This window comes from Umezawaea endophytica, from assembly GCF_025061645.1.
GTDB classification, from domain to species: domain Bacteria; phylum Actinomycetota; class Actinomycetes; order Mycobacteriales; family Pseudonocardiaceae; genus Umezawaea; species Umezawaea endophytica.
On record NZ_JANYMP010000006.1, the window covers coordinates 368,603 to 381,918 of the forward strand.

At 69.9% G+C, this 13,316-nt stretch carries 13 protein-coding genes; 5 read left to right on the top strand and 8 right to left on the bottom strand.

Annotation, left to right across the window (positions count from 1 at the left end; translation table 11 throughout):
- Positions 1–180: 180 nt before the first annotated feature.
- Positions 181–1,383, bottom strand: a complete 1,203-nt coding sequence (locus NZH93_RS16195; protein WP_259623890.1) for a winged helix-turn-helix domain-containing protein — start codon at positions 1,381–1,383, stop codon at positions 181–183.
- A gap of 148 nt (positions 1,384–1,531) precedes the next feature.
- Here NZH93_RS16195 and NZH93_RS16200 point away from each other — a divergent pair, with 148 nt between their 5' ends.
- The 5 genes from NZH93_RS16200 (at position 1,532) to NZH93_RS16220 (ending at position 5,268) form a co-directional block, all read left to right on the top strand.
- A complete protein-coding gene (locus tag NZH93_RS16200) occupies positions 1,532–2,455 on the top strand; it encodes a sensor histidine kinase (RefSeq protein WP_259623891.1) in 924 nt (307 codons plus the stop codon).
- On the top strand, positions 2,452–3,117 hold the full coding sequence (locus tag NZH93_RS16205; protein ID WP_259623892.1) for a response regulator: 666 nt from the start codon (positions 2,452–2,454) through the stop codon (positions 3,115–3,117). The genes NZH93_RS16200 and NZH93_RS16205 overlap by 4 nt, the downstream gene beginning before the upstream one ends.
- 77 nt (positions 3,118–3,194) lie before the next feature.
- Positions 3,195–3,749 (top strand): GNAT family N-acetyltransferase, encoded by a 555-nt coding sequence (locus NZH93_RS16210; RefSeq protein ID WP_259623893.1) that lies wholly within the window; start codon positions 3,195–3,197, stop codon positions 3,747–3,749.
- Positions 3,750–3,770: 21 nt separating this feature from the next.
- A complete protein-coding gene (locus NZH93_RS16215; protein WP_259623894.1) occupies positions 3,771–4,271 on the top strand; it encodes a YqaA family protein in 501 nt (166 codons plus the stop codon).
- Between the two features lie 103 nt (positions 4,272–4,374).
- Entirely contained in the window at positions 4,375–5,268 is an 894-nt protein-coding gene (locus NZH93_RS16220; RefSeq protein ID WP_259623895.1) for a helix-turn-helix domain-containing protein, read from the top strand.
- Between the two features lie 413 nt (positions 5,269–5,681).
- Here the strand turns inward: NZH93_RS16220 and NZH93_RS16225 are convergent, their stop codons facing one another.
- The 7 genes from NZH93_RS16225 to NZH93_RS16255 form a co-directional block, all read right to left on the bottom strand.
- Positions 5,682–6,119 carry a tetratricopeptide repeat protein gene (locus NZH93_RS16225; protein ID WP_259623896.1) on the bottom strand — a complete coding sequence of 146 codons (438 nt, stop codon included), beginning with the start codon at positions 6,117–6,119 and terminating at the stop codon, positions 5,682–5,684.
- 24 nt (positions 6,120–6,143) lie between these two features.
- Entirely contained in the window at positions 6,144–6,914 is a 771-nt protein-coding gene (gene dapB / locus NZH93_RS16230) for a 4-hydroxy-tetrahydrodipicolinate reductase (RefSeq protein WP_259623897.1), read from the bottom strand.
- Positions 6,911–8,287: a M16 family metallopeptidase gene (locus NZH93_RS16235; protein ID WP_259623928.1), complete on the bottom strand. Its 1,377-nt coding sequence runs from the start codon at positions 8,285–8,287 to the stop codon at positions 6,911–6,913. Before NZH93_RS16235 ends, dapB begins: the two co-directional genes overlap by 4 nt.
- Positions 8,288–8,298: 11 nt before the next feature.
- The gene (locus NZH93_RS16240; RefSeq protein WP_259623898.1) at positions 8,299–10,539 is read right to left on the bottom strand and encodes a polyribonucleotide nucleotidyltransferase; all 2,241 of its coding nucleotides are present in this window, start codon (positions 10,537–10,539) and stop codon (positions 8,299–8,301) included.
- Between the two features lie 302 nt (positions 10,540–10,841).
- Positions 10,842–11,111: a 30S ribosomal protein S15 gene (rpsO, locus tag NZH93_RS16245; RefSeq protein ID WP_106187937.1), complete on the bottom strand. Its 270-nt coding sequence runs from the start codon at positions 11,109–11,111 to the stop codon at positions 10,842–10,844.
- Between the two features lie 215 nt (positions 11,112–11,326).
- Positions 11,327–11,806, bottom strand: a complete 480-nt coding sequence (locus tag NZH93_RS16250; protein ID WP_259623899.1) for a helix-turn-helix domain-containing protein — start codon at positions 11,804–11,806, stop codon at positions 11,327–11,329.
- A gap of 80 nt (positions 11,807–11,886) precedes the next feature.
- Entirely contained in the window at positions 11,887–12,834 is a 948-nt protein-coding gene (locus NZH93_RS16255; RefSeq protein WP_259623900.1) for a bifunctional riboflavin kinase/FAD synthetase, read from the bottom strand.
- Positions 12,835–13,316: the final 482 nt, after the last annotated feature.

Genomic DNA, 13,316 nt, shown 5'->3' on the forward strand with positions numbered 1-13,316 from the left:
AAGGCATCTTTCCCGCCTTGACAAACCAAGATCGACGATGGAGACAATTGCGCGAGCGGGGGTAAGCGGAGCCCCACCCCACCCACTTCAACCCACCAGCCCCCGGACCCGGCCCCCTCAAACCCGGACCCTCAAACCCTCCCCAAAAACCGCCCCCCAACCCGCCCCAAACCCAACCCCCTACCCCACCACCGCCCGAAGCACCCCAGCCAAATCCCCCCGAGGCATCACCTCAACCCCACTCAACCCCAACCACTCCGCCATCCCCCTCAACTCGGCAGCCAACTCCACAGCCACCCGCCCCCCATCCCGACCAGGCTCCGCGAACGCCCCCTGCACCCGCAGCACCCCCACCCCCCGATCGGCCTTCAAATCCACCCGAGCCACCAACTCCCCGTCCAACAAGAACGGGAACACGTAATACCCGTGCACCCGCTTCTCCTCAGGCACGTAGATCTCGATCCGATACCTGAACCCGAAGATCCGCTCGGTCCGAGCCCTCTCCCAGATCAACGGGTCGAACGGGCACAGCAGCGCCCTCCCCACCACCTTCCGCGGCACCTTCGCCGACACGTGCCGATAAGCGGGCGCCACCCACCCCTCCACCGCCACCGGCTCCAACACCCCGGCCTCCACCAACTCCGCCACCGCCCGCTGACTGGCCTGCGGCGCCAACCGGTAGTAGTCCCGCAAATCCGGCTCGGTCGCCACGCCCAAAGCCACGGCAGACCGCTCCACCAACAGCCGAGCCCCCTCCTCGGCATCCACGCTCCGAGCCAGCACCGAAGCCGGGAGGACCCGCTCCGGCAGGTCGTACAACCGCTCGAAGCTCTTCCGGGACCCGGTCGTCAACTCCCCCAGCCCGAACAGGTACTCGCACAGCCGCTTGACCTCCGACCGCCCCCACCACGGCCCGGTCGACCGAGACCCCTCCCCGAGCAGCTCCCGCTCGATGGCCCCGGCCCCGATCGGCCCCTGCTCCTTCACCACCCGCATGATCCCGTCGACCAGCTCGGGCGCCTGCTCGGCGATGGGCCGGTAGTTGTTCCACCACCCGGCCCGCTTCGCCCCGGAGTGCAGCAGCGGCCAGTCCTCGACCGGGATCAGGCTGGCCTCGTGCGCCCAGTTCTCCACCAGCAGCCGGGGTTTCCGGGCCGAGTGCGACCACGCGGCGTCGTCCACCAACTCCGGCGCGTACGCCCCGAGCCTGCTGAACAACGGCATGTAGTGCGCGCGCACGGCCACGTTCACCGAGTCGAGCTGGAGCAACTGGACCCGCGACAACGCGCGCTGGAGGTGCCTGCGTCCGGGCGGCGCGGCGGGCCGGGGATCGGTGAACCCCTGGGCCCCCAGCGCGATCCGACGGGCCACGTCCGCTCTCATCGTCTGCACGATCCAGATACTCCCACCGAGCACCGACAAAAACTGACGAAGGTCAGCAGCCGACCTTCCCGTTCGCCCGGTGCGCCGCCGCCCCGCGCTCCCTAACCTCGGGGGCACGGGACTCCCCCGCACGAGGACGGAGAAGTACTTGGCGGGCTTGGTGAAGAGCCGCGCGGCCCCGGTGGTACTGCTGCTGGTCGCGGTGCCGGTGGCGGTGTGGAACTCCCTCACCATGACGTCGTCCGGCGCCGTTCCCCCCGGCCAGGCGCTGCTCGGCCTGGCCCTGCTCGCACCGGGCTACCTGGTGGGCCGCTGGATCGACGGCACCCGGCTCCTCGTCGGCGCGGCGGTCGTCGGCGCGGTGTCCACGGCGCTGCTGGCGCGGAGCCCGTGGAACTGGGCCGAGGCACCGGTGGCGCTGGCGTTCACAGTCCTGCTGCCGTGGTTCGTCGGCCGCTACCGCCGCCAGCACCTCGCGCTGGCCGAACGGCTCCGCCAGGACGCCCGCCGGGCGCGGCAGCGGGAGCGCACCCGCATCGCCAGGGACATGCACGACTCGCTCGGCCACGAGCTGACGCTGATCGCCCTGCGCGCGGGTGCCCTCGAACTGTCGCCGGACCTCCCCGAACCGCACCGCCGGGCGATCGGCGACCTGCGGGCCAGCACCTCCGACGCGACGGAACGGCTGCGCGAGATCATCGGTCTGCTGCGCGACGACACCGAGGACCTGGCGTCGCTGGTGCGCCGCTCGGTGGCGTCCGGGATGGACGTCCGGCTCGTGGGCGAGCCGACGGACTCGCGGACCGCGTACCGGGTCGTGCAGGAGTCGCTGACGAACGCCGCGAAGCACGCACCCGGCGCGCCGGTCGAGGTCCGCGTCCGGCGCACGTCGACGACCCTGGTCGTGAGCGTCGTCAACGGACCGTCGTCCTCCCCCGGCGCGGCGACGGGCGGCCACGGCCTGACCGGGCTGGCCGAACGGGTCCGGACGGCGGACGGCACCCTGGACGCGGCGCCCCGGCCGGACGGCGGGTTCGCCGTGGTGGCGACGATGCGGAGGGACGCCGAGTGATCCGGGTGCTGCTGGCCGACGACGAGGGCATGGTGCGGGCGGGCATCCGGGCGATCCTGGGCACCGACGCGGACGTCGAGGTCGTCGCCGAGGCCGCGAACGGCCGTGAAGCGGTCGACCTGGCCGTCGCGCACCGCCCCGACGTGGTGCTGCTGGACGTGCAGATGCCGGTGCTCGACGGCCTGGACGCGGCCGACGAGATCCACCGGCTCGTCCCGGAGACCGGGGTCGTCATCCTCACCACGTTCAGCGAGGACGAGTACATCGCCCGCGCGCTGGGCGGCGGGGCCAGCGGCTTCCTGCTCAAGGCCGGCGACCCGCGGGAACTCCTGGCGGGCGTCCACGCCGTCGCCGACGGCGCCGCGTACCTGTCGCCGCGCATCGCCCAGCGGGTGATCGCCGAACTCCACGGCGGCCACCTGACCCGTGCCACCGCCGCCCGAGCCCGCGTCGACGCGCTCACCGCCCGCGAGCGCGACGTCCTCGCGCTCGTCGGCGCGGGCCTGTCGAACGCCGAGATCGGCCGCCGCCTGCACCTGGTGGAGGGCACGGTGAAGGCGTACATGACGTCGGTGATGGACCGCCTGGACGTGCGCAACCGCGTGCAGGCCGCCGTCCTGGCGCACGAGGCGGGCCTGATCAGCCGGGAGGCGGACCGGTGAGCCGGGCGTCGAGGCCGCTCACCGGCCCTCCGGGCACCGAGCGGAACGCGCCGGGATCGGCACACTAGATTTCCCCCATGGCCGATGCCGCGGTGCGCCCCGCACAGTTCGACGACGTCGCGGTGATCACCCGCATCCACTTCGACACCTGGCGCACGGCGTACGACGGCCTGCTGCCGCCGGAGGTGTTCGAGGCGTTCGACTTCACCGAGGCCGAACGGGCGTGGGCGGACGCCGTCGAGCACGCGCACGTGTTCCTCGCGACCGAGGGCGAGTGGACCGTCGGGTTCGTCGTCGCGGGATCCGCCCCGGACCAGGAGGTCCAGAACGCCGACGGCTCGCTGCCCGCGGACGCGGAGACGACCGCGCTGGTCAGCACCCTGCTCGTGGAGCCGCGCTGGGGTCGGCGCGGGCACGGCGGACGGCTCGTCGCCACGGCCGCGCACGCGTTGCGCGAGCAGGGCGCGACCCGTGCGGTGGCGTGGATCCCGGAGGCCGACGCGGCCTCGAAGTCGTTCTACGCGCGCGTCGGCTGGGACCCGGACGGGACCGTGCGAACGCTGGACGCCGCCGGGCGTCCATTGCGCGAAATCCGGGTGACCGGGGGTCTGGCCCTACTCCTGCGGCACTGAACTGTTGCTAGCCTCGACCGGGTGGTCCTCGCCTGGTTGTCCCTCACGTTCGGTGTAGCACTGGGATCCGCGATCCTCCCGGTGATCAGCATCGAGCTGTTCGTGATCGGCCTGGTGACCCAGCAACCCCACATCTCGTGCTGGTGGATCGGGCTCGCGGTGGCGGTCGGCCAGGTGCTCGGCAAGCTGGTGTACTTCTTCGCCGCGCGCGGCTCGCTGCACCTGCCCGCCTTCTTGCGGCGCAAGGAGAAGATCGGGAAACCGCCCTCGGAGTTCAAGCTGAGGTGGAGGGCGCGGCTGGAGACCGTCCGCGTCCGCTGCCACCGGCACCCGCACTGGATGTTCGGCACGCACGCGGTCAGCTCGGTGGTCGGCTTGCCGCCGTTCATGTTCACCACGGTGCTCGCAGGCCTGGCGGGCATGTCGACGGCGTTGTTCGTGGCGACCGGGGCGGCGGGTCGCTTCGCCCGGTTCACCGTCCTGGCCGCGTCCCCCGCGGTGATGGCGGGCTGGCTGCACTGACCTCGGACCCACGGCCAACAAGGTCCCAGAGGTACTCCCTTGGGGCGGAATCCCTTGCCTGGCAGCCTGTTCCACCCCTCCGAGGGCACTACCGTCGAGCGTCATGGAGACGGAAGACAAGCCGCCCGCGCGCGTCACCACCGCGCAGAGCCGGGAGCTCGGCCAGGAACTGCGCCAAGCGCGCAAGCGCGGTGGCTTGCGCGGCGCCGCGTTCTGCGACGAGCTGGAGTGGTCGACGGCGAAGCTGAGCAAGCTGGAGAAGGGCTGGCGCGGCACCAGCGACTGGGAGATCGGCACGTTCCTCGGCAAGAGCGGCGCGGACAAGGCGACCCGCGAGCGCGTCATGCGGCTCGCGCAGGAGCCGGACATCGGCTACTTCGTCCGGCGGCACACCGGCATCACCTCGGACGGCCTGCTGTGCATGGTGATGCACCAGCGGTCGGCGCTGACGCTCACCAGCTACGACACCATGGTGATCCCCGGCCTGCTCCAGTCCGTGGGGTACGCGCGGGCGCTGCTGGAGACGACGGGCGCGCACGACTTCGTCGACGACGTGATGAGCGAGCGGCTGGACCGCCAGGAGCACCTGAGGTCGCAGGAGGGTGCCCGGTCCACGTTCTACCTCCACGAGGCGGCCCTGCGGCTCGTCGTGGGCGGTTCGCGGACCATGCACGACCAGATGATGCGGCTGGCGTTCATGTGCAAGTGGCCGCACGTGACCCTGCGCGTCGTCCCGTTCACCGCGCCTGGCCACCCGGCGCTGCGCTACCCGTCGGCGCTGATGACGTTCACCCGCCACGCGAAACCGGTGGCGTACGCGGAATCCGACCTCACGACGGTGTTCCTGGAGGAGGAGGGAGCCCTCGCGTTCTACCGGGACAAGCACGCCGTGCTGGACGGGCTCGCGCTGAGCGAGGAGGAGTCCCACGACGTCTTCACGCACTGGGCGAACGTGTACGACGACGAGGAGGGCCGCGGGCGCGCGACCTCGGGCTGAGGGGGTGTCAGGTCAGCACGATCGACGCCCCGAAAGCCGCAGCGATGACCAGGAACGCGACCAGCAGCCGCACGCGGGTACCCACGGTGTGCCCCTCCATCGAAAGCCAACACCGTTACGATACGAACTGTCGACCGGACAATCCAAGTCGCAAACGAGTGAAGGCCGGATGAACAAGAATTCACCTGGCTTTTCACCGCGCGATCTTTCGGAATTCCACACGCAGCGTGATTGCCCGATATCGGTGCGGAACCTGACCGGTCCTCTTCCGCCAGGTCAGGAGCACGACGTGACGACTCGCCCCCGTTGCGTGACCGGCTGGTGGGGGCGTGGGGACCACTGGTCCACACCGACTCCGGCGAGCACCGGAAAGGCCGGTGGCGGAATTCGACTTGAGACGGAACTAAATCCGATCAGCCGTACAGCGTGATCGCCTTGCGCATCGTTTCGCGGGCCCGGCCGCGATCTCCCGCGAGGTCGTAGGCCTGCGCGAGCCGGAACCACGAGCGCCAGTCGTCCGGCTCGGCCTCCGCCTCCACGCGGCGGTCCTCGAACCACGCGTCGGCCGCGTCGCGGTCGACGCGGCCGGACGGCCTGCGGGGCAGTGAACTCGTGTCCGGCAGCCCGCCTTCGTCGGCGAGCTGCCGGGCCATCTTCTCCGTCTTCAGGCCGAACCGCAGGTTCGTCCAGGCGATCCACGCGCCGATCAGCGGCAGGATCAGCACACCGATGCCGAGCCCGACGCCCACCGGGTCACCGGTGCCGATCAGCAACACGCCCTTGCCGCCCAGCATGGCGAAGTAGACCGCCAGCACGGCGGTCAGCAGCAGGGCGACGGTGCGGGTCTTCATCGCGACGAGGTCCTCACGAGCCGGTCACAGGTCCATGTACTCGTCGAGCCCCACCGACAGGCCGGGGTGGTCGTGGATCGACCGCAGGGCCAGCAGCACGCCGGGCATGAACGACTTCCGGTCCAGCGAGTCGTGCCGGAGCGTCAGCGTCTCGCCCTCGGTGCCGAACACGACCTCCTGGTGGGCGATCAGGCCCGCGATGCGCAGCGAGTGCACCCGCACGTCCCCCACGAGGTTCCCACGGGCTCCGTCGGCCTCCTGGGTGGTGGCGTCGAGCATCGGAGCCATCCCGGCGGCCTGGCGGGCCTGGGTGATGAGCCGGGCCGTGTGCGCCGCGGTGCCGGACGGGGCGTCCGCCTTGCGCGGGTGGTGCAGCTCGATCACCTCGGCGGAGTCGTAGTACTTCGCGGCGATCTCGGCGAAGCGGATGGACAGCACGGCGCCGATGGCGAAGTTCGGCGCGATGAGCACGCCCAGTTCCGGCTTGCCCTCCAGCCACTCCGCCAGCGTCTGCAACCGCGCCGAGTCGAACCCGGAGGTGCCGACGACGGCTTGGATGTCGTTGTCCACGCAGAACCGCAGCGTGTCCATCACGACGTCCGGGTGGGTGAAGTCCACGACCACCTCGGCGCGGGCGTCGACCAGGGTCGACAGCTCGTCACCCGCGTCGATCCTGGCGACCAGTTCCAGGTCGCCGCTCACCTCGACCGCGGCGCACACCTCGGCGCCGACCCGGCCCAGTGCGCCGATCACGCCGACGCGCAGCGGCCCGTCGGACTCGGAACGCTTCGTCATGAGATCACCTCGTGTACCTGGGACGGCAGGTCGTCTGCGTGGTCGTACGGGCCGACCACGGCCGCCGCGACCGGCCGTCGGAGCAGTTCCTTCGCGAGCTGCGCGACGTCGGCCGCGGTCACCCGGTCGATCCTGGCGAGGGTGTCGTCCACCGACAGGTAGTCGCTGTAGTTCAGCTCCCCCTTGCCGATGCGGGACATCCGCGAACTGGTGTCCTCCAGCCCGAGCACGAGCCCGCCGCGCAACTGGCCCTTGCCGCGGGCCACCTCCGCGTCCGACAGGCCCTCGTCGGCGACCTGGTGCAGCACCTCGCGGATCACGCCCGCGACGTCGCCGAGCCGGTCCGGCTGGCAGCCCGCGTAGACCGACAGGCTGCCGGTGTCCGCGTAGGACCCGATCGACGAGTACACCTGGTACGCCAGGCCACGCCGTTCGCGAACCTCCTGGAACAGCCGGGAACTCATGCCGCCGCCCAGCGCCGCGTTGAGCACGTTGAGCGCGAACCGCCGCTCGTCGTGCCGGTCCAGCGCGCGGACGCCCAGCATCAGGTGCGCCTGCTCGGTGTCGTCGGTGTGCAGCACCAGCTTCGTCGCCGGGGTGATGCGCGCCCGCCCGGAGCGCGGCGCGACCGGGCTGCTCTCCCGCCGCAGCCGGTCGCCCAAAGCCTTGCGCGCCAAGCGCATCACCTGGTTGTGCTCGACGTTGCCCGCGACCGCGAGCACCATCTTCGGCAGCGTGTAGCGGCGCTTGTAGAACGTGAACAGCGCGTCGCGGCTCATCGCGCCGATGGACTCCTCGGTGCCGAGCACCGGCTTGCCCAGGACGTGACCGCCCATCAGCGCCTCGGAGAACGCGTCGTGCAGCAGGTCTTCCGGGTCGTCGTCGCGCATCGCGATCTCTTCGAGCACGACACCGCGTTCGGTCTCGAAGTCGCGTTCCTCGCACAGCGCCTCGAAGACCACGTCGGACACGAGGTCCATCGCCAGCGGCAGGTCCTCGTCGATGACGTGGGCGTAGTAGCAGGTGTGCTCCTTCGCGGTGAACGCGTTGAGCTCACCGCCGACCGCGTCGATCTCCTCGGCGATGGCCGCCGCCGTGCGGTTCGCGGTTCCCTTGAACAGCAGGTGTTCCAGGTAGTGCGCGGCACCCGCGACCTCGGGGCGCTCGTCGCGCGAGCCGACCTGCACCCACAGGCCGACCGACGCCGAGCGCACCGTGGGGATCTGTTCGGTGATCACGCGCAGACCCGACGGCAGCACGCTGCGGCGCACCGACGGTTCGAGCTGACGCGTCGTCCCCGGCTTCTGGAGGTGGCCGGGGTTGCTGGAACGCGGACGGCCGCGAGTGCCAGTAGCACTCGCGGCCGCCGCCATGTCGCTGATCGTCACTGCGCCGCGGACTCCGCGGGCACGGGGGCGTCGGCGCCGTCGGCCGGAGCGGCCTCGGGAGCAGCGGTCTCCTCGGAGACCACGATGAGGCTGATCTTGCCGCGCTGGTCGATGTCGGCGATCTCCACGCGGAGCTTGTCGCCAACCTTGACGACGTCCTCCACCTTGCCGATGCGCTTGCCGCCACCGAGCTTGGAGATGTGGACCAGACCGTCACGACCCGGCAGCAGGGAGACGAACGCGCCGAACGCCGCGGTCTTCACCACGGTGCCCAGGAAGCGCTCGCCGACCTTCGGGAGCTGAGGGTTGGCGATCGCGTTGATCATGTCGATCGCCGCTTCGGCCGAGGGGCCGTCCGCCGCGCCGACGTAGATCGTGCCGTCGTCCTCGATCGAGATGTCGGCACCGGTCTGCTCGGTGATCGAGTTGATCATCTTGCCCTTCGGGCCGATGACCTCGCCGATCTTGTCCGTCGGGATCTTGACCGACGTCACGCGCGGCGAGAACGGGCTCATCTCGTCCGGGGCGTCGATGGCCTCGGCCATGACCTCCAGGATGGTGAGCCGCGCGTCGCGCGCCTGGCCGAGCGCCTTGCGCAGCACCTCGGACGGGATGCCGTCCAGCTTGGTGTCGAGCTGGAGCGCCGTCACGAACTCCTTGGTGCCCGCGACCTTGAAGTCCATGTCGCCGAACGCGTCCTCGGCGCCGAGGATGTCGGTGATGGCGACGTAGCGCGTCTCACCGTCGACCTCGTCGGAGACGAGACCCATCGCGATGCCGGAGACCGGCGCCTTGAGGGGCACACCGGCGTTCAGCAGCGACATGGTCGACGCGCAGACCGAGCCCATCGAGGTGGAGCCGTTGGAGCTCAGCGCCTCGGAGACCTGGCGGATCGCGTAGGGGAACTCGTCGCGCTTCGGCAGCACCGGCATCAACGCCCGCTCGGCGAGCGCGCCGTGGCCGATCTCGCGGCGCTTCGGCGAACCGACCCGGCCGGTCTCACCGGTCGAGTAGGGCGGGAAGTTGTAGTGGTGCAGGTAGCGCTTGTGCGTCTCCGGCGTGAGGGAGTCGATCTGCTGCTCCATGCGGAGCATGTTCAGCGTGGTGACACCCAGGATCTGGGTCTCGCCGCGCTCGAACAGCGCGGAGCCGTGCGCCCTGGGGATCAGCGCGACCTCGGCACCCAGCGAGCGGATGTCGGTCAGGCCGCGGCCGTCGATGCGCACGTTGTCGCGCAGGATGCGCTGGCGGACCAGCTTCTTGTTCAGCGAGCGGAACGCCGCGCCGATCTCCTTCTCGCGACCCTCGAACGCGGTGGCGAGCTTCTCCAGCGTGGCGGCCTTGACCTCGTCGATGCGCGACTCGCGGTCGGCCTTGCCCGACACGGTCAGCGCGGCGGCGAGGTCGCTGGAAGCGGCCTCCTCGACGGCGGTGAACGCGTCCGGCTGGTACGCCGGGTACGTCGGGAACACGCCGGTCTCCTTCGCCGCGACGCGGGCCAACTCGGCCTGCGCCTCGACGAGGACCTTGATGAACGGCTTCGCGGCTTCGAGACCCGCGGCCACGACCTCCTCGGTGGGGGCGGTCGCGCCCTCGCCGATCAGGTCGATCACGTTGTCGGTGGCCTCGGCCTCGACCATCATGATCGCGACGTCGTCACCGACGACGCGGCCCGCGACGACCATGTCGAACACGGCCTTCTCGAGCTGCTCGTAGGTCGGGAACGCGACCCACTGGCCCTCGATGAGGGCGACGCGGACGCCACCGATCGGGCCGGAGAACGGCAGGCCCGCGAGCTGCGTCGACGCGGACGCGGCGTTGATCGCCACGACGTCGTACAGGTCCTGCGGGTTCAGGCTCATCACCGTGATGACGACCTGGATCTCGTTGCGGAGACCGTCCACGAAGGACGGACGCAGCGGCCGGTCGATCAGGCGGCAGGTCAGGATCGCGTCGGTCGACGGGCGACCTTCGCGGCGGAAGAACGAGCCGGGGATGCGGCCCGCGGCGTACATGCGCTCCTCGACGTCCACCGTGAGGGGGAAGAAGTCGAAGTGCTCCTTGGGGTGCTTCGACGCCGTCGTGGCCGACATGAGCATCGTCTCGTCGTCCAGGTAGGCGACGACGCTGCCCGCGGCCTGCCGCGCGAAGCGGCCGGTCTCGAAGCGGATGGTGCGGGTGCCGAACTTGCCGTTGTCGATCACGGCCGCGGTCTCGTGGACCTCTACTTCAGTCATGCAGTGAACTCCTCGTTCGTCTTTTGGCCGCAGCGCGCTCGGGCGCGGGATCGCGGTTCGGACGAGGCCGGTCTTCGATCGAAGTCCCCTGGCGTTACGCGAGCGCCCCTTGGCGCTCAGCCCGTCCAGGGAACCACTACCGAGGACCGGCGAACTGGTCGTCCCGTTTCGCGGCGTGCTGGCCCTGTTGGTTCCTCTTTGGATCTACCCGGTCCTGGTTCCTACCCTGTGGGTTCTACACCGGAACCGGGTTGTACGCCGAGGGGGAGTGACCGAAGCCGGTCACTCCCCCTCGGTACGTGTCAACGACGCAGACCGAGACGCCCGATGAGCGAGCGGTAGCGGTTGATGTCCACCTTCGCGAGGTAGTTGAGCAGCCTGCGGCGACGGCCGACCAGCAGCAGCAGCCCGCGACGCGAGTGGTGGTCGTGCTTGTGGGTCCTGAGGTGCCCGGTCAGGTCGCTGATGCGCTTGCTCAGCAGCGCGATCTGGGCCTCGGCGGAGCCGGTGTCCGTGTCGTGGACGCCGTACTCGGTCAGGATGGTCTTCTTCTGGTCAGTGGTCAGTGCCACTAGGTGGTTCTCCTTGTGCGTGTTCGGTTCCGTGCGGCCCCACCAGAGACCCGGATGGGGTTAGTCGGTACTGGCCGCCACGGAACGCAGCCAGACCCAACTGTCGAGGTTACCAGGCGTGCACCCGACCGGAGCGCCCGGCGTGCTCGACCGCACTTCGCGACTCACAGCACGCCGTCAGTGTGGACCAACGGGTGATGACAAGTCCACCCGATTCAGCGACCCTTGCCCGCCCGGCGGAGCAGCTCGGCCAACGCGGGGAAGTCCTCACCGAGCACGTCGGCGGCCTGCGATAGCTCACGCCGGTCCGCGATCCGGCGGAGGCCCGCGAGCACCAGGGCCTCGTTGTCCGCGCCGTTGACCGGCAGCGAGTCGCGGCTCACCGTCGGCTTCGACACCCGCACGTCCTCCAGGGCGCGCTGGAGCGCCTCGGGGGCACCGGTGGCCACGTCCGGCGTGAGCACCTTGCGCTCCAGCATGATCATCCGAGCCAGCACCGACGGGTTGCCGATCTTCGCGCGGCGACCGGACATGACCTGGCTGAGCATCGGCGCGCTGATCCCCAGCACCTCGGCGAGCTGCGCCTGCGACACGCGGAAGGCGACCACCAGTCGGCGCACCCGGTCGCCGAGGGGCTCCCCGTACCACTCGCGCTGCAACGCGATGTTGCGCTGGACGATCTTGTGGTCCTCCACCTGCCGCGCCTCTCCCTGTCCTTCTGCTACACGTTCCCTGGAGGCATCTTGCCAGGCCGAGACGAGACGCAAGGTCGCTTTCAGCCTTGTTCCAGCAGCGCTCGGACCTTGTCGACGTCCCGGTGCATCTCGACGACGAGCGCCTCACCGCTGTCGAACTTGAGCTGCCCGCGAACCCTGGTGACGAAGTCGAGCGCCACCCGCTGACCGTAGAAGTCCTCCTGGATGTCGAGCACGAACGCCTCCACCCGGCGTTCGCGCCCGGAGAACGTCGGGTTCGTCCCCACCGACACGGCGGCGGGCAGCCGCCGACCGTCCGAGTGCACGAACCAGCACGCGTAAACCCCGTCGGCGGGCACCGCGGCGAACCGCGTCATGGACAGGTTCGCGGTCGGGAACCCCAACTCCCGCCCCCTGCCGTCCCCCCGCACGACGATCCCTTCGAGCCGGTGCGGCCGCCCGAGCGCCGCAGCCGCGGCGGCCACGTCACCCGCGTCGATGCACGCGCGGATGTACGTGGAGGAGAACGTCACCGCGTCGTCACCCGACTGCGTGTCTGTCACTAGGTCTGCTCCTTCGGTGACGAAACCGAACCTCTGACCGAGGTGGCGCAACAGGTCGACGGTCCCCGCCGCCTTCTGCCCGAACGTGAAGTTCTCCCCCACCACGACAGCCGCCACGTGCAGCTTCTCGACGAGGACCTCGTGGACGAACTCGTTGGCGGGCATCCGCGACAACTCGACGGTGAAGGGGAGCACGCAGAACACGTCGACACCGAGCTGCTCGACCAACTCCGCCCGACGCCGGAGGGTGGTCAACTGAGCGGGATGACTACCGGGCCGCACAACCTCGGAGGGATGCGGGTCGAAGGTCATCAGCACACTGGGAACCCCCCGCTGCCGGGCCAGCTCGACGGCACGCCCGATCAACGCCTGATGCCCCTTGTGCACCCCGTCGAAGACACCGATGGTGACGACACAGCGACCCCAGCCGCCCGGTAGGTGATCCAGCCCTCGCCAGCGTTGCACGGGAGGAGCCTACGGCGACGGTGGATCGGGACGTGGCCGGTGGGTCTTTTCGTGCGCTTCCGGGTGGTTGGGTGTTTCGGGGAGGGGTTTCGGGACGGGGTTTCAGGAGGGGGTTTCGGGACTTGGGGTGGTGCGCAGCGTGCAGGACAGGTATTGCTTGGGGTGGTTCGTCGAGCGCAGGGCGGTAGCGCTGTAGCTGATCCTGGGGGCGGCCGATTTGACTTGGGGACCCCTCTTTTGCCCCTTTGATCGGGCCAAAAGGGCAGGCTGAAGACCTACCCGATCATCAATTTTAAGGGGCAAAACCCCAAGTAAAATCGGCCGCTACGCGAGACGTTCGCATGACACCAGTCAGTCAATCAGCAATCAAAGACAAAGACACAGACAAAGGCGTCGGCCCAGAAATCCAAGCCGCATGGCTCATTGCCCATCGCTCTAAAGCCGCTCCCCACCAGCCTGGACGCCACCGCCCAACCGTGGTC